Source organism: Meiothermus sp. (genome assembly GCF_026004075.1).
Taxonomy (GTDB): Bacteria; Deinococcota; Deinococci; order Deinococcales; family Thermaceae; genus Meiothermus.
Window position 1 is genome coordinate 464,994 of sequence record NZ_BPIK01000002.1, and the last position, 17,523, is coordinate 482,516.

The following is a 17,523-nucleotide window of genomic DNA, read 5'->3' on the forward strand; positions in this document are numbered from 1 at the left end:
ACCTAGGCCACCTGCAGGGTCTGCTCGATGCGCTGTAGGGCCAGGGGAATGTCTTCGTCTTGTAGGTCGCGGTGGGTGACGAAGCGCACCCGGCGGGGCCCCATGGCGTTGGCCAGCACGCCCAGCCCGCGCAGGCGCTGGACGAAGGCCGGGGCCTGGGGTATCTGCACGTACACCATGTTGGTCTGCACGGTTTGCAGGTCTACCTCGAGGTGAAGCCGCAACAACCCCTCGGCCAGGGCCCGGGCCATCTGGTGGTCGCGGGCCAGGTGTTGGGGGCCTTCGGTCAGGGCCAGGATGCCCGCCGCGGCCAGCACCCCCGCCTGCCGCATGCCGCCGCCCAGCAGCTTGCGGTAGCGCCAGGCCTCGGCGCGGTATTCCTTGGGCATCAGCAGGATGGAGCCTACCGGCGCCCCCAGTCCTTTGGACAGGCAGATGGAGACGGTGCGGAAGCCTTTGGCAAGCTCGAGCGGGGTGGTGTGGAGCGCCACGACCGCATTGAAAAAACGCGCCCCGTCCAGGTGGGTGGGCAGCCCGGCCTGTTCCGCCACCTGCTGAATGGCCCGCTGCACGGCGATGGGCACCACCGTGCCGCCCGCGGTGTTGTGGGTGTTCTCCAGGGCAATCAGGCCGGTGGGAGCCTGGTGCACCGAGGTGTGGATGGCGGCCCGCACGGCCTCGGGGTCGGGTATGCCGTAGGGGGCCTCTACCAGCCGGATGGTTCCGCCCGAGAGCACCGCCAGCGAGCCCGGCTCGTACTCGTAGATGTGGGCCCCTTTGGGGGCGATCACCTCCTGCCCGCGCTTCAGGTGCAGCATCAGGGCCACCTGGTTGGTCATGGTGCCGCTGGGCATGAAGAGGCCGGCCTCAAAGCCCAGCATCTCGGCGGCCAGGGCCTCGAGGCGGTTCACGGTGGGGTCTTCACTGTACACGTCGTCGCCGACCTCGGCCTCGGCCATGGCCTTGCGCATGGCCGGGGTGGGCTGGGTTACGGTGTCGGAGCGGAGGTCAATGGTGCGCATAGGCCCTATACTACTGCTGAAAGCGGGGTTGTTATGGAACACCAGTCCTATGCCTATGGCAAGAACCACTGGGCTTTGGAGCCCGACCTCCCCGGCATTCTGAGCCGCTACTGGAAGGGCTGGAGCGCGCACCAGTCCGAGCTCGAGCGCTTTGGGGCACTGGCCGGGGGCGCGGCCTACCGCATCGCCGACCACGTGGACAAGGAAGCCCGTCCGGTGCTGGTGATGCACGACCTGAACGGCCAGCGCATTGACCGGGTGCGGCTATCCCCGGCCCAGGAGGCCCTCAACCGCGAACTGGCCGCCATGAACCGGGCCCCCTACCAGGGGGGAAGCTGGCACCTGCATTTCGCCCAGGGCTACCTGCTGGCCGACCCCGGCCTCTACTGCATCCAGACCATCACCAACGCCACCCTCTACGCCATCCACAAATACGCCCCCCAGTTTGCCCGCTGGAAGGAGGAGCTCTTAGCGGGCCGGGCTTTTGGCGCGACCTGGATGACCGAGGTGCAGGGCGGCTCCGACCTGGGGGCCAACCAGGTGCGGGCGGTGCCCGAGGGGGCGGTCTGGCGGCTGTGGGGCGACAAATACTTCTCCAGTGGGGCCGGCCTCACCGACTACGCCATCGTCTCAGCCCGGCCGGAGGGCGCACCGGCAGGGCCCAAGGGCGTCGCGCTGTTCCTGGTGCCACGGCTGGACAGCCAGGGCCGGCTCAACTACCGGGTGCGACGCCTCAAGGACAAACTCGCCACCCGTGCGGTGCCCTCGGGCGAGGTGGAGTTTGAAGGGGCCGAGGCCCACCTGATCGGGCGGGCCGAGGAGGGCATCTACTACATCCTGGAGACCCTTACCCTCTCGCGCCTGGCCAATGCCTGCGGGGCCATGGGGCTGGCCCGAAAGGCCCAGCTCGAGGCCCTCTTCCGGGTGCAGACCCGCCGGGCCTTCGGCAAAAAACTGGAGGAACACCCCCTGGTGCGCCGCGACCTGACCGACCTGGCGGTGCGCATCGCCGGCGGCCTGGCCCTGACCTTCCGCGCGGTGGCGGCCTGGGACGAGGCCTGGCAGGAGACCCCGCCCTACAGCCCCCGCTACCACTACGCCCGGCTGCTGGCCCACCTGGCCAAGGCCCGCACTGCCGAGCACGGCACCTACTGCACCCAGTTGGGCATGGAGCTTTTCGGCGGGGTGGGCTTCGTGGAGGACTTCGCCATTGCCCGCCTGGCCCGCGAGGCCCTGATCACGCCCATCTGGGAAGGCCCCGCCAACGTGCAGGCCCTGGACACCCTCGAGGTGCTCTTCCGCAAAGGCGCCGCTGAACCCTTCCTGGCCGAGTTTGGCGCCAAGCTCGAGGCCATACCAAGCGAGGAGGCCCGACAGGCCCTGGCCCGCCTGCGCCATACCCTGGATTACCTACAAACCCTGTCCCCCGAAGAAGCCCAGTGGCACGCCAAAGAAGCCCTGCGCACCCTGGCCGATGCGGCCGCCGTGGCCCTGCTTTACGAGCTGGGCAGCGAGCGCCACGCCAGGCTGGCGGCCCTGTACGCCCGGCGCTTTCTGGCCCAGGAGGAATACCCGGCATGGGCCATGCAGGATGAAGCGCTGTGGCGGGTTGCTCTGGAGCCTACGCCCGCCGCTTGAGGATTCAGTCCAGGGCCTCGAGCCGCACCGGGTTGGAGTGGAAGGTGGAACCCTCGCCCATGTCGGTCAGGTGTTCGCCGGTGAGCCAGTTGATGCCCTTGCCGTCCGGCGCGGGCTTTTCCCACCAGGTGCCCTCCAGCACCACCGTGCCCCGGATGGGGGCCTCGCTCACCCGCACCCGCCGCACCACCGAGCCGTGCTGGGAGCGCACCCGCATCTGCGCGCCGTCCAGCGCGCCAAAAGCCCGTGCGTCCTCGGGGTGTACCAGCAGGGTGGGCTCCCCCCCTTCGCCCTGCACCAGGCGCTCGATGTGCCCGTAGGTGCTGTTCAGAAAGTGCTTGGCGGGGGGGGTCATCAGGATGAGCGGGAACTCCGGGGTGGGCTCGGTCAGAATCACCTGCGGCGGGGGGTCGAACTGCACCTTGCCCGAAGGGGTGCAGGCCCGCTCGGTAAAGGGCTGGAAGCCGCGGGGGATGTTGAGCCGCAGGAAGCCCTCGGCCTTGAGGCGCTCGAGGGTGATGCCCTTTAGCCAGGGATGGTCGGTGTCTAGAAGCGAGCGGGCCAGGGTCTCGGCGTCCCAGTAGAGGGTGGGCTCCTCCAGGCCCAGCCGCTGGCCCAGCTCGGCGAAAACCCAGGTGTTGGGCCGGGCCTCGCCCTGGGGTGGCATCACCGCCTCGTTCCAGGAGAGGTAGTAGTGGCCGTAGGCGGTGTAGAGGTCGGGGTGTTCTAGAAAGGTGGTGGCGGGCAGCACGTAGTCGGCGTAGCGGGTGGTCTCGGTGAGGGCCTGCTCGAGCACCACCGTAAAAAGGTCTTCGCGCTGCAGGCCCTTTTGCACCAGGTCGGAGCGCGGGGCCACCACCGCGGGGTTGGAGTTGAAGACGAACAGGGCCCGGATGGGCGGTTCCAGGGCGGTGAGGGCGCTGCCAATCTGGGTCATGTTGACCTGCCGGGGCGGGGTGGGCCGGGCGGCCAGCAGGTGGGCGCCCCCCAGGTAGCGGCGGTTGAGGGCAAAGGCCCCCGAGGTGGTGAGCAGGGCCCCGCCCCCCGGGTACTGCCAGGCCCCGGTAATGGCCGGTAGCAGAATCACCGCCCGCAAAGCGCTGGCCCCGCCGGGGTGGCGGGTCAGGCCGTAGCTGGTGCGGATCAGGCTGGCCCTGGCCTGGGCGAACTCGAGGGCCAGCCGCTCCACCGTTTCGGCGGCTACCCCTGTGACAGCCTCCACCCTCTGCGGCGTCCATTCTTCCGCCACCTGCATAAAGGCCTCAAAGCCGGTGGTCATGCGGGCGATGTAGGCCCTGTCGTGCAGCCCGGCCTTCACAATGGCTCGAGCCATCCCATAGGCCAGGGCCGCATCGCTTCCGGGGCGAATCTTGATGTGCTCGTCGGCAAAACGGCTGGTCAGGTTTTCGTAGGGGTCAATGTGCACGATGCGGGCCCCGTTCTGACGGGCTTTTTTCAAAAACGGGGTCAGGTGGGTGTGGGTGTGCAGGCTGTTGATGCCCCACAGCAGAATAAACCTGGCCTGGGGGACATCTTCCGGGTCTACCCCATAGCGGTCGCCGTAGCTCCTCACCCAGGCTTCCCGGCCCGCCGTCGCGCAGATGGTGGTCTGAAGCTCGCTGGCCCCAAGCGCTCGGAAAAAGGTGAGGGAATGCTCGTACTGCATGAGCCCCATGGTGCCGGCATAGTGGTAGGGCAGAACGGCCTCGGGCCCGTGCGCTCCAATCACCTCGCGCAGACGCCCGGCAATCTCGTCCAGTGCGGTTTCCCAGCTCACCCGCTCAAACCGCCCCTCGCCCTTTTTGCCCACCCGCCGCAGCGGGTAGAGTGGGCGCAGGGGGTGGTGGTTGCGCTCGGGGTAGCGGTAGGTCTTGACGCAGGCGAAGCCCTGGGTGATGGGGTGGTGGGGGTCGCCCTCAATTTTGAGCAGGGTGTTGCTTTCCTCGTCAATGCTGGCAATCAGTGAGCAGGCATCGGGGCAGTCCAGCGGGCAGGTGACGCGGGCTTTGCGCACAGTCATAAGAACCATGCTAAAAACCCGGATGGCGCCTGTCCATGCAGCGCTTACAATGCCTTAATGAAGGCTTTAGTTATGGCCGACCAAAGTAGTCCAAATCACACTGGGGGGGGTGTGTTGTTTTGCTATACCAGTAGTGCCAGCGCTGGTATCGAAACCCCCAAAGGAGGAACCATGCAGCGAATCGTTCAATTCCTAACCATACTCACCCTGCTGATCCTTACCCCGGCCCTGGCCTAGGGCAGCCAATCCAGCTTGAAGCCAACCAACCCGGCCCTGGTGCTGCCGGTGGGGCAGGAGTTGAGCGATGAAGAGCTGGCGGAAGTGGAGGGACGGTGGCTTTGGGCCGCTATAGGTGCAGCAATGGGAGCTCACTCTGCCGTAAGTGCTTGTGAATGCAGCGGTTGGCGAGCAGTAGGTGCAGCCGTAAGCGGTGCGGCGCTAGGCGTGGTGGGTGGAGGCAAAGGTGAGCTTGTGGAGATAGCGTTTAATGCGGCGAGGCAGCTTGGCTCCAAGGTGGGCCAGGCAGCGATGGCAGGTGTGGGTGTTGGAACTGCATGGAGCACCGAAGTGGGTGTGCAAGCGGCAGGTAGGGCTTGGAGTTCCAATAGATAGTTTTGTGAGAGAAACGGTTGCCCCCAAACGGGGGCAACCAGATGGAGCTGGAGGATCTGATTCGGATGCTAAAAAAGCTCGGCAGACTATTTCCAGTATTTCACATCATCGGGTTCCTCCTGATAACTAGTTGGACATCTACCGCATTCAACCCATATGTGGAGGACAAAACTTTTGATTGGACGCTTGGGGAGGTGCTGATTAAAGTCAGTACTCTTTTGGTTGGCTACTATTTCGCTCACATTCTCACCTTTATCAACTGTGGCTCGTTCAAGGGATATCCTGAGTACCGGGCGTTGTTCGGGCCGAGTCCGGCACCATCTCAAAGGCGGGGGCTGATGGCTGGGGTGTTACTGGCGATTTTGGTATGGGTCGCCGCAATCTTGCTATACGTTTACGGAAGAAGCTTGGTGAGAGGTGATTTAGACATAGACATAATACTAACAAACGTAATAGCGACATCATTGGTGGTTTTACTAGGCCTATTTCTGGATTGGCGATTCAACCAGTTTGAGGCCTCACGACAGTTGATGCGGATATGACGCCATGCTAGCGATAGATGCTGCTCGGAGTTGTAGAGAAGGCTGCTCGGCAAGGGAGGTTGTAGTAAAGGTCGCGACGGGCGCTGTGTCGGGAGCTTTCTTTGCTGGAAAAGCCGAAGTAATAGAAAAAGCTATGGCCGGAGGTGCGAAAGCCGTAGCTCACATCATTAATGGTGTAGGCTATGGCGCTGTTCAAGAGGGCATTGGCGCTTACAAGGAACCCCGAAGATGAATAAAACCCAAACTCATGGGAGCAAGCGCGCAAAATCACCTGGCGGGATTCACCGACTCTGGCACGATCCCGCCAACCAATGGTTGTTCAAGACCTTGCTGTTTATATTTGGTGTGGGTTTTGTTGTGACCAAAGAAATTACTGCGGGTCTAACAGGGTTGTTTTCAAAGGTATATTTTGCCCACGCGATTGCATTCGCGTTTGAGGCGAACGACGGATTAGCGAAAAGATACTGCAACGCTTTTCACGTATCGCGAACACCAAGTAAAAAGAGCTCCTTTGTGATGTTATCATCGATTCTGGCTCTATTCATTGCAGATGTTGTGGTTGGCTGGCTGGTGTTAGTGTTTCTAAGAAACACGCCCCTGACATTGCAGGCTTTTTCTTGGCATATTTCCATTATGGTTGTGCTGATTTTTATTGCTCTTTTGGTAGATGGTCTCAAGTGCCATTTGAGGGGTGCTCGATATCTGTTTGGCCAACGCATACTTACATCTGACCAAGTTACAGAGGAACCATGCAGCGAGTCATTCAAGCCCTAACCGTACTCACCCTGCTGGCCCTTGCCCCGGCCCTGGCTCAGGGCAGCCAATCCAGCTTGAAGCCAACCAACCCGGCCCTGGTGCTGCCGGTGGGGCAGGAGCTGAGTGATGGGGAGCTGGCTTCCATTGAGGGTGGAAATCCAGCCCTTGTAGTTCTTGGTATCGTGGTTGCGCGCGCAGCGGCTAGAGCTGCTGTTGAGGTTGCAAAGTCGGCTTTTTATGGTGCTGTGGGTGGGGTGGCACAAGAAGTAGGTGCTGCGGTTAGATCTGGTCAAACCAGTATGGGTCAGCTAGCAAGCGCTGCAGCGGCTGGTGCTGCTGGGGGTGCAGTGACAACTTTGACTAGAAATCCAGCGGCCCAGGCTGTGGCCGGCGGTTTTGTGGCAGGCTATGTGCAGGGACGCTAAGGATGCAAGTGCAGGAGATGGTCTTGGCTTAGTTTCCGATGTGTAGCTGTGTCCAGGGGGTAACTCCCCTGGATACGAATGGGGGAAGGTAGAGAACTTGGATGCCGACTTTCTGAACAACTTGCTGGCTGTTGTTCTAACAGGAATTTATGTTTGGGTACTAATAGACATAATAGACAGCCTACTCTTCGGTAAGAGCCTTTTGGTAGATAGGGTTTTTTCGGATCTCCGGATTTCGATTACATCCAGAGACCTAGTACGGCGACAGGTTTTGATAGTTTCGATTCTCGCTTTGATAAATAGCGTAATCTCCTATGCCTTATTCCTCCAGCAGGGTACGCTTAATTCTCCTTCCATTCGGATACTCTGGCTGTTTAGTCTGCTTATTGTCGCTGTTGATTTTATCTCGCTCAAAAAAGAAATTGCAAACACAAACTTTTCAAAACCCGTGATTGCTGGGGCGGGTTCTGGAGCAAAGCGAGAATCTCGGGTTGGCCGCAAGAGGTTTTTCGCGTTTTGGATTCCGAAGCTGAGCCTGAATTTTGCCATTGCCCTGGCGTTGGTTTGGCTGATTGATCTGGTCAACGACAACCGAGATAGCATCGGAGGAATGCTAATTCAGGCCCTTCCCTTGGCCTTGCTACTGCTGGTAATTGGGTTTTTCCATAAGCGAGAGAGATGAGTTGAGTTCTGGTTGCAGGGGCTTGCTTAGGTTTGTGCGGGGGAGGGATGGCAACAGGTGAACAGTCATAAGAATCGTGCTAAAAACCCGGAGTGCCTTAATGAAGGCTTTAGTTTTGGCCGACCAAAGTAGTCCAAATCACGCTGGGTGGGGGGGGTTGTTTTGCTATACCAGTAGTGCCAGCGCTGGTATCGAAACCCCAAAAGGAGGAACCATGCAGCGAGTTGTTCAAGTCTTAACCATACTCACCCTGCTGGCCCTTGTCCCGGCCCTGGCCCAGAGTAGCCAAACCAGCTTCAAGCCAACCAGCCCGGCCCTGGTGTTGCCGGTGGGGCAGGAGTTGAGCGATGGGGAGCTGGCGGAGGTGGAGGGAAAAATATTCTGGTTTGCGGTGGCAGGAGCTGTAGCGGGTGCAACTTACGAAATTGCTCGACAAGCGTTCAGCTTTGAGCAGCCGGACTGGAGGAAAATAGGGGTGTCGGCTCTCGAGGGTGCAGCGATGGGCGCTTTTCCGGCTGTAGCTGCCTATGGTAGAGCAGCAACAGTCATCAAAGGTGCTGCTGAGGGTGTAAATGCTACAGCACTTGCTGCAAGCGCAGGTACAGTGGTTGGAGCCGCTAGAGGAGCCACACAAAACCCTAATACGAAACCGAACCGATAGAGTCGGCCTTGCTTAGTGTAACTTTTTCACGTACTGGGTATACTTGAGATGCCACCAGTCAACATGATCAGAAAGCTTCTAATTTCCTCGGCCGTAGTTCTGTACACTATGGCTGGGGGCATTCTACTATGCCTAGTTTACTACCTGCGAGGTGCAGATATATGGAGTGAGTTGGCCGCTCGAATGCCACTGGCGTTTGTTCTGGGGGTTGTGTTCGGATTTATTTTCTACCATAGGTCAGATGCAATATTCAAAACTAACGCCAAGAATAGTTTTTTTCTTATGTTCGACGCCATTTCGGCTCTCCTGCTAGCGGCGCCTATAGTGATTTATATTTGGGGTATTGGCATTGTTTGGATGATCGTTTTTCCTCTTTTGCTGGTAGTGTTGCTAATCATCTTCTTTCAGTGGATCCGAAATTCGGCCTATGAGTAACACCATAGGAATCAGCACGTTACGACCCGAGGAAGGTATGCCTCCAAAGAAAGTCCTGAACGAAAGCACTTTTTTGTGGAAGGTATACACGATCTTCGTAGCCCTAGCTATTTCAGGTGTTCAGATGTACACCTTCCTAATTCTCAATTGGAATTTTTTTGCCTCAGTCGGTTTATCTTTGTTTTTGCTAGCGATTGTTCTTTCTTTCACACATGTCGACTGGGCACGGATTCGATATGTATTGCGTAGAAAACAGCGTAAGTAAGACGAAATGCACAAGATTCTAACGGTGCAACCAACCGATAACCACATACATCTCCTTGGGGTAAGCTACTTTGAAGTGTAGACTCCTCCTTCTGTCGTACGCATTTCTTGCCAGCTAATCTTCTATTGGGTGCGGCTTTTGGCGCGGGTCAGGAGGTTTATCATCAGCTCACAACTCGTGGAAGAATTGAGGACTGGGGAGCAGTAGCTTTGAGCACGGCTCTCGGTGCGGCTGGTAATGCTGCTCTTGGTGGGATCGGAGGTTCGGTCTTGGAGGCTATTGCCTCGGCAAGGGTTGGGGCATACTTCGTAGCGGGGGGTATGGCAGGGACGATTAGAGGACACTATGACAACGCTCAAAAGGGTAGGCGGTAGGATTCTTTTCATCGTTTTGAAGATGATTGGAAGAATCACTTTGTGTTTTGTACTCATGGTAGTCTTACAGGCGTTGTCCATGTGGTTGTTTGGTTTTCCTGAAACATGGGAGGAGATCCTCTCCCGCGCTGTGTGGATGTCTGTTCCACTTTGGCTCTTATTTGATCTTCCCAAACTGCTTTCTAGAGCCTGCTAGGAAGCCAAACGTAAACCATCCAGAACTTTTGGTAAAAGCAGAATGGAGAAAGCCAGCCAGTGAAAACCTTTGAGGGTCTCCGTAAGACGCTCGTAGTCACGGGCCAGACGGCGAAAACGAGTCATCCAGGCAAAGCTCCCAGTGCCCAGGCGGCAGCTTGCTGAGCCTCGGAGCCCGTATAGCCCTGGCCCACTCCTCATCGCTTACGTCGGATGGGTAGGGTTTGCGGGTTGTCGGTTCCATGTCCTAAACATAACCTGCCTACCGCGTTTGGGATAGGTTCCTAGGAGCCTCTAGGTTTGTGCGGGGGAGGGATGACAACAGGTGAACAGTCATAAGAACCATGCTAAAAACCCGGATGGCGCCTGTCCATGCGGTGCTTACAATGCCTTAATGAAGGCTTTAGTTATGGCCGACCAAAGTAGTCCAAATCACACTGGGGGGGGGTGTGTTGTTTTGCTATACCAGTAGTGCCAGCGCTGGTATCGAAACCCCAAAAGGAGGAACCATGCAGCGAGTTGTTCAAGTCCTAACCATACTCACCCTGCTGATCCTTACCCCGGCCCTGGCCCAGGGCAGCCAATCCAGCTTGAAGCCAACCAACCCGGCCCTGGTGCTGCCGGTGGGGTAGGAGCTGAGTGATGCAGAGTTGAGCCAGATAGAGGGGAAGTGGCTTTGGGCAATAGGGGGAGCTGTTGTCTCAATTGCGGCTGGTTATGCGGAAAAAGCTGCCGCGGGTGAAGCCTACACGTGGAAAGATGCTGCCAAAGATGCCATTGCTGGGGCGATGGGTACTGGAATTGGTAAAGCCGCTGGTATGGTTGGTAAAGCCGTCGAAAGGGCTATATACGTTCCTAGAGGCACTGGAAACGCGGTGGAATTTGCAGGTGGTGCAGTGGGCACGGGTACTGTTAGGGGCGCACTAGATCGTCGTCGTCCATAAGTTATAAGAAACCCTATGAAGCGCCTCAGAGAAAGCCTTCTTTATTCATCGGGCATAGTTGTTGCCCGAGAGCTTATATCGCCTTCAAGTGACCTTGGAGTATTGGTTTTGCAATCGACGATTGTATTCGCCTTGGTATATTTCCTACACCCTTTCATTACCTATCTTGAGGAGAAATTTTTGCGAAAATTTGCGCGCGGAAGTCAAAGAAAATTTGCTGCCTATGAAGCGTCGTTTATTACGTTTGCGGTCGTAGTTCTTGTTTACCTGCTGTGGCCGGGCGTATTTTGGCTCGTTTTGCTTGTTGTGGGAGTTGCTAGTTACTTGCTGCTATACTACCTTGTCCTCTGGCTAAACAGCACAACTGGCTGATAGCTTCACGCGCCTCCTGAGGTAACCTAACTTTGAAATATAGACTCCTCCTTCTGTCGTACACATTTCTTGCCAGTCTAGCCGGCCATGCGCTGGTTGGACTGGTTTTCGCATTGCTTGGCTCCCAGAGCTTTGAAAATGTTATTTATGGCAATCTGGACACTATTTTGCTCGTTTCCACCGTTATCGCGCTTACCCTTACCCTCACGTCCCAGGGCCTAAACCCGACCGTCTTCTTTCCTGCATGGCGGAGAAATGTTTTTAGCTTACTGGTGGGTATTTTTGCTGGACTGGTGCTGGCGGTTTATTTTCGGGAGGAGTTTGGTCTTGCACGCATTCCCACATATTTAGCCGCTATGGTAGCGACTACTTTACTGGCCTTAGTGGCTTCCAAGGTCTTGCTTGGCCTTATTCGGGAAAGGGACATAGCTATCTGAAAAAAAATGAGGGGATCTGTCGAAAGTCTTCGTAATTACATCAGGCTAACATTTGTAGGCTACGCCACCTCGAAAGTTTTGTTCGGGAGGCCCGCCGATTGGAACACTGTTGTGCTGATGTCTGTTTTGCATGGGCTCATTTTGTGGGTGGGGGAAACCTTCTTTGGGAAAAAGTAAAGCATGAACCGTAACTTCCTGATACTTCTGTTTTTCCTGTTTTGTGTTCATGGCCTGGCGCAGCCCACACCGTATCGGGTGTCACGATACCAGGGTGTGGTAGGGCAGACCGACTGGTTTACCTGTGGCCCGGCGGCGGTGGCTACGCTGCTGCGCCACTACTACGACCGGGCGGATGTGGACGAGGCCAGGGTGCTGGAACTGGCCTTGCAGGCTATGCAGAAAAACGAGGGGGAGGTGCGGCAGGTGGGCATCCACGTCCTGGCGCTGCGCCAGGCCATGCAGGCCTTAGGCATAGAGAGCCGGGGTTTTCGGCTGAGCCTAGAACAGCTCAGGGACTATTTCGAACGCGACGGTTTGCCGGTGATTTTGCACACCACCCAGCCCGAACCCCACTACGTGGTGGCGGTGGGGGTGGTGGAGGGGCAGGTGATGCTGGCTGACCCGAGCTGGGGTCGGCGGCTTCTTCCGTTGGAGGGGCTGCTGTCGGAAAAGGGCTTCAGCGGGGTGGTGCTGGTGCCGCTACCGGAAGAGCGGACGGCGGGGCTGGCTAAGGCTCGCCAGGCCCAGGCCCTGGAATGGGCGCAAGCCCGGTTGGGGCGTCTGCGCGGCCTGGTGCGGGGGCTGCCATGAGAAGGCTCTGGTGTGTGCTGCTTGTTTTGGGCGGGCTGGCGCTGGCGCAATCCCAACCCATAGACTCGCTGGTGCGGCCCCAGGATAGGCCGGGCCAGCTTCGTTACAGCCTTGCCCTACGCTATGCCCCTCTGCAGACCTCTGGGCTAGGGGAGGAGGCCGAACGGGGGATTTTTGCATTTACGCGGGTGGAGCACGGATTGCTCTTGTCGGGCGCGCTCGAGCTTACCCTGGATGCGACCTGGAAGGCCTTTGTGGGCTTGTCACCAGAGCTGGTGTACTTTCAGACCGAGCGGCGTTTTGCCCAGGAGCTCGAGCGACTGGGCACGTATGAACTGGCCTTGGGCGGGCTGCTGGGTTTGGAAGCCCGGCTGCCGGAGTGGGGTGGGCTCGAGCCCCGCGTCGCAGTAGCGCTGGGCTATCCCTGGGCTTTGCGGTACAGCCTTTCCCTCAGCCTGATACGCGACCCCGTGGTCTTGGTGGCCCAGATAAGCCTCAACGATGCCCTGGATGAGCGGCCCACCCAGCTATCCTTCACGCTGGGAACGGGTTTCGTGGCTAATGAACGGATCAGCATGCAGCTCGCGGGCGAGCTGGGGCTGAGCCTCGAGCCCCTGATTCTGCCAAGTGCTGGACTCCGCCTCAAAACCACCTACACCCTCGAGACCCGCTCCGAACAGCAGCTTGCCAGTCTGTTGAGCCTCCAGGCCACCGGGGAGCAACTGCGGCTCGGGTGGGGGCTCGAGCTGGGCGGTATCCTGCGATAATGAAGGGGTGCAAGGCCGCCGCTGGCTGATCTACGCCACCCTGCTCCTCTGGCTCCCATTGGTCATGGCGGGGGGTTCCTGGCTGCTTGCCCGCAGCGTAGCGGCCCCGCTGTTTGTCGCCTACCTGAGCCTGTTTTGCCTGGTGGTTTCGCTGGGGCTGTTCTGGGTGGGGGTTGTGCAACTGCTGCGCTGGCGGCTGCGGGTGGCCGATTTGCTCTGGCTGGGGTTGTATGGGGTAGGGGCCGGGTTATACGCTGCACTGGTCGCACTGCTCAGGCCGTAGTGTTCGCAGCGGGATGATGGGATATGATTTGCGCTATCTGAGCGCGGTGCATCCGCGGCCCGATTCCAAACCCAAACCGGAGGAGATAGATGGCAGAGCAGTTGGACGCAAACCGCCCCTTACGGGTAGCAGTCATTGGTGCGGGGCCCTCGGGCATCTATGCCACCGAGGCCCTGATCAAACAGAGCGAGGTGGCGGTCTCGGTGGATGTCTTCGACAGGCTGCCCACCCCCTATGGCCTGGTGCGCTATGGGGTGGCCCCCGACCACCAGACCATCAAGTCGGTGACCAAGGTGATGCAGAAGGTGCTGCAAGACCCACGGGTGCGGTTTTTGGGCAACGTCGAGTATGGCCGCGACCTGACCTACGCCGACCTAAAGCGCCACTACGATGCAGTGGTCTACACGGTGGGGGCCTCCAGCGACCGCCACCTGAACATTCCCGGTGAGGAGCTGCCGGGAAGCCTTTCGGCCACTGAGTTTGTGGCCTGGTACAACGGCCACCCCGACTACCAGAACCTGGACATCCGGCTGGATGTGCGGGGCGTGGCGGTGGTGGGCATGGGCAACGTGGCGGTGGATGTGACCCGCATTCTGGCTAAGACGGCGGAGGAGCTGGGCCGAACCGACATTGCCGACCATGCCCTGCCGGTGCTGGCCCAGAGCCAGGTCACCGATATCTACATGCTGGGGCGGCGGGGGCCGGCCCAGGCCAAGTTCACCACCAAGGAGCTGCGCGAGCTGGGCGAGCTTCTCAACGCCGATGTGCTGGTCAGGCCGGAGGAGCTCGAGCTCGACGAAAAAAGCGCGGCTTCCATCGCCCACGATCCGGCCATGCTCAAGAACCTCGAGGTGCTGCGGGAGTTTGCGGCCCGGCCCCTCAGCGGCAAGCCCCGCCGGATACATATTCGCTTTTTCGTTTCGCCGGTGGCGGTGCTGGGCGAGGGCCGGGTGCAGAAAATTCGCCTGGAGAAAAACCGCCTGGACGAGAACCTGAACGCGGTGGGTACGGGCCAGTTCGAGGAGCTCGAGGTGGGGATGGTGCTGCGCTCAGTGGGCTACAAGGGTGTGCCCCTACCCGAGGTGCCCTTCGACAGCCGCAAGGGGGTCATCCCCAACCAGGGCGGGCGGGTTTTGCGCGAGGGCCAGGTGGCGCTGGGTGAGTACACCGCCGGCTGGATCAAGCGCGGCCCCAGCGGGGTGATTGGCACCAACAAGGCCGATGCCACCGAGACCATCAAGCTGCTGTTGGAGGATGCCCCCCGCCTGCCCCGGGCCCCCGAGCCCAGCCCCGAGGCGGTTACCCAGCTATTGCAGTCGCGCGGGGTGCGGTACGTGACCCTCGAGCGCTGGCTCAAGCTCGACCAGCACGAATGCGCCCAGGGGCAGGCCCAGGGCCGCCCGCGGGTCAAGGTGACCAGCGTAGCGAAGATGCTCGAGCTGAGAGACTGTCTTAATACTTTCTAGGAGGCCAATCTTCTGACCATAAGCCGAATCATCGCTGTGTGGATGAAGGTCTCTGAGCTCTCAGGTAGAAGCTCATAGTCCCGGTTCAGCCTCCGATTGAAGCTCAGCCAGGCAAACGTCCGCTCCACCACCCATCTGCGGGGAATCACCACAAACCCCCGATGCCCCCGCGTCCTCTTCCGCACTTCCTCCTCCAAGTCCTCCGGAAGAGGCTGGTCTTTAGGCCACCAAATACCCCGGAAGTTGGCATCCGGCCTGCGCACCACCTCCACCGTCCAGCCCAAGGTGCGCCGAACCCATTCCTCAAACCTGCGCTTGTACCCCCCATCCACAAACAGATGCGACAACCGCTTCGACAGCCCCCTGGCCCCCTCCAGCAGCTCTCGCCCGCCCTCCGCATCCGTGAGGTGGGCGGGCAGCACCTTGACTCCCAACACCAGCCCTTGTGTATCCACCAGCAGATGCCGTTTGCGCCCCTTTACCTTCTTGCCCGCGTCATACCCCCTGACCCCCCTTTTCCCGAGGTCTTCACGCTCTGGCTATCCAGAATCCCCGCGCTGGGTTCGGGCAGGCGTCCTGCTTTACGGCGGGTTTTCTCGCGCAGGGTGGTATGTATCTGTTCCAGAAAACCCGATTTGCGCCACAAACGGAAGTAGTGATAGACGGTTTTCCAGTGGGGCAGGTCATAAGGCATCATGCGCCAGGCGCAGCCGGCGCGGGTGATGTAGAAGATGCCGTTCAGGATTTCCCGCCAGGGATTCTCCCGGGGGCGATGGGGGGCGGCGGAGGGCTGGGGCATCAGGGGTGCCAGTATGGCCCATTCCTGGTCGGTCAGATCGCTGGGGTAGCGGCTTTGTCTGAGTTCCATGCGTGACTATAGCATGAGGGAGGCTATTAAGACAGTCTCTGATATGAAATCCTTTTGATTCATTCCCCTAACATCCCCCCGGCCACCAGTGAAATAGGGTGTAGCTCTGGATAAGCGCGGGCTGGGTTTGTAGGTAAGCGCACCGGGCTTCCACCTTGGCCCACAGCTCCTCTTCATCCTGCACCTGCCCATTGGCCACGACCGCGTCAATGAGCCCCCAGACTCGTTCTACCGGCTGCAACTCGGGCGAGTAGGGTGGCAGATAACACAGCCCCAGGCCCTTGGCTGGCTCCACCCGCCCCGAGGTGTGCCAGCCAGCCTGATCCAGCACCACCAGTACCAGCTTGCCCGCCCCCGCCCCCCGTAGCCGGGCAAAGGCCTCCAACACCAACTGGAACCCCTCCACCGAGACCGAGGGCAGCAGCCAGTACTCGCTTTCCCCCGTACCCGGTCTTATGAAGGCGTACACATACAGCCAGCGATAGCGGGGCCGCTCCTGCGCTAGCGGCGCCCTCCCTCGCAAGGCCCATACCCGTCGGCGGATGGGCTTCAGCCCTATTCGGCGCTCATCAAAGCCCCACACCTCCAACTCCAGTTCAGGAAAGAGCAACCTGAACAGGAAAACCATCAGAAAGAGCTTTTTTTGAAAGCCTCCTGCCGCTTCGCATCCGCCTCCCGGTGGCGCGGCCGGGGGCGCAGCGGGGCCAGGCCCAGGCGACGCATCCAGTACCAGGCCCGCCGCCCATCCACCGGACGTCCCAGCCTTTCAGCCAGCCACTCCGCAGCGTTGCGTATGCTCCAAAGCCCGTCCCTGGGATGGGGCTGGAGGAGGGCCTGGCGGAAGCCCTCCTGGAGTTCGGGCGGTACGAGGGGGGCCCGGCCTTTGTTCTCGTGCCGCAGATTCTTCATGGGCAGGCCCTGATTGTAGCGGTGGATTACCTGACGCACCCAGCGATCGGTATAGCCCAGATTCCTGGCTACCTCGGGGATGCTCTGACCCCTGGCCAGCAGCCAGAGAGCGTGCCAGCGGGCGCGTTCGGTGTGGTCTTGGGACTCCCGGTAGAGGGCGTGGAGGTTATCCGGATGGTGTCGCAGTTGGAGTTCCAACCGGGGGCGGCGCTGATGTTGGGCCAGTTGCATGGCTCCATTTTAGTGGAAAGAGTCTTGAAGATTTCTTATGACACAAGATTGATACCGTTTCCGCTTGAATCCTTCACCGTTGGACACAGTCAGAGGTGAAGGATTCAAGCCGACCGAAGGGAGTAGAAAAGCATTTCGGCAGTATCGGCTAGGCTTGCCAAAGTGAACGATGCTGCCGAAATGCGTATGAGCGGATTAAACAAGCCGCCCATCAAGGCCGCTGGCGCAGATTCTGGCCAGCTTGCCAGCGCCCCACCCACCAAAATGCGGTGGCCATCGCCCGGCTCAGGGTTGCCGGATCGGGCGGGCTGGCCAGCAAGCGCTCCAGCTCGGCCTCGCCGATGTTTTCCAGCGGCCTGGCCCGGGGCCGGTCGCCGGCAAAGCGCAGGGCCATCCCCTCGGCCTTCCAGCGGGGCCATCCCGCGGGCTGGGCCAGGTGAAAGAGCTCGTGGCGCAGGGTATGTTCCAGCGCGCCCCGCTCCAGTAGAAGCCGCAAGCGCTGGCTGTCAATCTGCTTTCTGTTCCGGCTAGCTGCGGCCAGGATGAACCAGGGCAACCGGGTTGCGGCGGTGTAGGACTTCAGGTGGGGGTGCACCACCACCCGCACCGCTGGGGGCGGCGGGTAGCCGGCGGCGATCAGATCCCGCCGCGCTTTTTGTAGCACCCTGAACACCTCGGGTAGGTGCCGGGCGTCCTCCGGCGAGGCTGTCTCTACCACGAAGCCGGGCGCTCTGGCGGTCTGCCAGGTCTGGGCCAGGGCAAGGGGGGAAAAGACCCCAAAAGCAAGCAGCACCCAGCGCCAGCGCACC

Annotated in this window: 20 protein-coding genes and 1 pseudogene; 13 read left to right on the forward strand and 8 right to left on the reverse strand. The window is 59.9% G+C overall.

Features of this window, described 5'->3' with window-relative positions; translation table 11 throughout:
• Positions 1 to 2: 2 nt before the first annotated feature.
• On the reverse strand, positions 3 to 1,022 hold the full coding sequence (locus tag Q0X18_RS14690) for a low specificity L-threonine aldolase (RefSeq protein ID WP_297563664.1): 1,020 nt from the start codon (positions 1,020 to 1,022) through the stop codon (positions 3 to 5).
• 33 nt (positions 1,023 to 1,055) lie between these two features.
• Between Q0X18_RS14690 and Q0X18_RS14695 the strand changes: the two genes are divergently transcribed.
• Positions 1,056 to 2,660 (forward strand): acyl-CoA dehydrogenase family protein, encoded by a 1,605-nt coding sequence (locus tag Q0X18_RS14695; protein WP_297563666.1) that lies wholly within the window; start codon positions 1,056 to 1,058, stop codon positions 2,658 to 2,660.
• A gap of 4 nt (positions 2,661 to 2,664) precedes the next feature.
• Here Q0X18_RS14695 and Q0X18_RS14700 read toward each other — a convergent pair whose 3' ends face one another.
• On the reverse strand, positions 2,665 to 4,680 hold the full coding sequence (locus Q0X18_RS14700) for a molybdopterin-dependent oxidoreductase (protein WP_297563668.1): 2,016 nt from the start codon (positions 4,678 to 4,680) through the stop codon (positions 2,665 to 2,667).
• A 57-nt stretch (positions 4,681 to 4,737) separates the two neighbouring features.
• Between Q0X18_RS14700 and Q0X18_RS14705 the strand changes: the two genes are divergently transcribed.
• From Q0X18_RS14705 to Q0X18_RS14715, 3 genes are all read left to right on the forward strand, one after another.
• A complete protein-coding gene (locus Q0X18_RS14705) occupies positions 4,738 to 4,917 on the forward strand; it encodes a hypothetical protein (RefSeq protein WP_297563669.1) in 180 nt (59 codons plus the stop codon).
• A 416-nt stretch (positions 4,918 to 5,333) separates the two neighbouring features.
• A complete protein-coding gene (locus Q0X18_RS14710) occupies positions 5,334 to 5,834 on the forward strand; it encodes a hypothetical protein (protein WP_297563670.1) in 501 nt (166 codons plus the stop codon).
• Positions 5,835 to 6,062: 228 nt separating this feature from the next.
• Positions 6,063 to 6,608 (forward strand): hypothetical protein, encoded by a 546-nt coding sequence (locus Q0X18_RS14715; RefSeq protein WP_297563672.1) that lies wholly within the window; start codon positions 6,063 to 6,065, stop codon positions 6,606 to 6,608.
• On the opposite strand, the gene Q0X18_RS14720 is transcribed toward Q0X18_RS14715, so the two are convergent.
• Positions 6,605 to 6,883, reverse strand: a complete 279-nt coding sequence (locus Q0X18_RS14720; protein WP_297563674.1) for a hypothetical protein — start codon at positions 6,881 to 6,883, stop codon at positions 6,605 to 6,607. The two genes, Q0X18_RS14715 and Q0X18_RS14720, sit on opposite strands and share 4 nt — an antisense overlap.
• A 229-nt stretch (positions 6,884 to 7,112) precedes the next feature.
• Here Q0X18_RS14720 and Q0X18_RS14725 point away from each other — a divergent pair, with 229 nt between their 5' ends.
• Positions 7,113 to 7,697, forward strand: coding sequence for a hypothetical protein (locus tag Q0X18_RS14725; protein ID WP_297563675.1), 585 nt, complete (start codon positions 7,113 to 7,115; stop codon positions 7,695 to 7,697).
• A 214-nt stretch (positions 7,698 to 7,911) separates the two neighbouring features.
• Positions 7,912 to 8,358 carry a hypothetical protein gene (locus tag Q0X18_RS14730; protein WP_297563677.1) on the forward strand — a complete coding sequence of 149 codons (447 nt, stop codon included), beginning with the start codon at positions 7,912 to 7,914 and terminating at the stop codon, positions 8,356 to 8,358.
• A 1,266-nt stretch (positions 8,359 to 9,624) separates the two neighbouring features.
• On the opposite strand, the pseudogene Q0X18_RS14735 reads toward Q0X18_RS14730, so the two are convergent.
• A pseudogene (locus Q0X18_RS14735) lies at positions 9,625 to 9,765 on the reverse strand (IS5/IS1182 family transposase); the annotation flags it as partial.
• A 371-nt stretch (positions 9,766 to 10,136) separates the two neighbouring features.
• Between Q0X18_RS14735 and Q0X18_RS14740 the strand changes: the two are divergent.
• From Q0X18_RS14740 to Q0X18_RS14770, 7 genes are all read left to right on the forward strand, one after another.
• Positions 10,137 to 10,259 (forward strand): hypothetical protein, encoded by a 123-nt coding sequence (locus Q0X18_RS14740; RefSeq protein WP_297563678.1) that lies wholly within the window; start codon positions 10,137 to 10,139, stop codon positions 10,257 to 10,259.
• 327 nt (positions 10,260 to 10,586) lie between these two features.
• On the forward strand, positions 10,587 to 10,943 hold the full coding sequence (locus Q0X18_RS14745; RefSeq protein ID WP_297563679.1) for a hypothetical protein: 357 nt from the start codon (positions 10,587 to 10,589) through the stop codon (positions 10,941 to 10,943).
• A 32-nt stretch (positions 10,944 to 10,975) separates the two neighbouring features.
• Positions 10,976 to 11,380, forward strand: a complete 405-nt coding sequence (locus tag Q0X18_RS14750; RefSeq protein WP_297563681.1) for a hypothetical protein — start codon at positions 10,976 to 10,978, stop codon at positions 11,378 to 11,380.
• A 255-nt stretch (positions 11,381 to 11,635) separates the two neighbouring features.
• Positions 11,636 to 12,190, forward strand: a complete 555-nt coding sequence (locus Q0X18_RS14755) for a C39 family peptidase (protein ID WP_297563682.1) — start codon at positions 11,636 to 11,638, stop codon at positions 12,188 to 12,190.
• Positions 12,187 to 12,957, forward strand: coding sequence for a hypothetical protein (locus Q0X18_RS14760; protein WP_297563684.1), 771 nt, complete (start codon positions 12,187 to 12,189; stop codon positions 12,955 to 12,957). Before Q0X18_RS14755 ends, Q0X18_RS14760 begins: the two co-directional genes overlap by 4 nt.
• Before the next feature lie 7 nt (positions 12,958 to 12,964).
• Positions 12,965 to 13,240 carry a hypothetical protein gene (locus Q0X18_RS14765; RefSeq protein ID WP_297563686.1) on the forward strand — a complete coding sequence of 92 codons (276 nt, stop codon included), beginning with the start codon at positions 12,965 to 12,967 and terminating at the stop codon, positions 13,238 to 13,240.
• Positions 13,241 to 13,329: 89 nt separating this feature from the next.
• Positions 13,330 to 14,706, forward strand: coding sequence for an FAD-dependent oxidoreductase (locus tag Q0X18_RS14770; protein WP_297563688.1), 1,377 nt, complete (start codon positions 13,330 to 13,332; stop codon positions 14,704 to 14,706).
• On the opposite strand, the gene Q0X18_RS14775 is transcribed toward Q0X18_RS14770, so the two are convergent.
• The 4 genes from Q0X18_RS14775 to Q0X18_RS14790 form a co-directional block, all read right to left on the reverse strand.
• A protein-coding gene (locus Q0X18_RS14775) for an IS5 family transposase (RefSeq protein WP_297560458.1) occupies positions 14,703 to 15,574 on the reverse strand; the annotation gives its coding sequence in 2 pieces (ribosomal slippage) (positions 14,703 to 15,226 and positions 15,226 to 15,574; 873 coding nt in all). The two genes, Q0X18_RS14770 and Q0X18_RS14775, sit on opposite strands and share 4 nt — an antisense overlap.
• 67 nt (positions 15,575 to 15,641) lie before the next feature.
• Positions 15,642 to 16,202: an IS630 family transposase gene (locus Q0X18_RS14780; RefSeq protein ID WP_297563689.1), complete on the reverse strand. Its 561-nt coding sequence runs from the start codon at positions 16,200 to 16,202 to the stop codon at positions 15,642 to 15,644.
• Positions 16,202 to 16,714: a winged helix-turn-helix domain-containing protein gene (locus Q0X18_RS14785; RefSeq protein WP_119361502.1), complete on the reverse strand. Its 513-nt coding sequence runs from the start codon at positions 16,712 to 16,714 to the stop codon at positions 16,202 to 16,204. The genes Q0X18_RS14780 and Q0X18_RS14785 overlap by 1 nt, the downstream gene beginning before the upstream one ends.
• Positions 16,715 to 16,925: 211 nt before the next feature.
• Positions 16,926 to 17,522, reverse strand: a complete 597-nt coding sequence (locus Q0X18_RS14790; RefSeq protein WP_297563691.1) for a hypothetical protein — start codon at positions 17,520 to 17,522, stop codon at positions 16,926 to 16,928.
• Position 17,523: the final 1 nt, after the last annotated feature.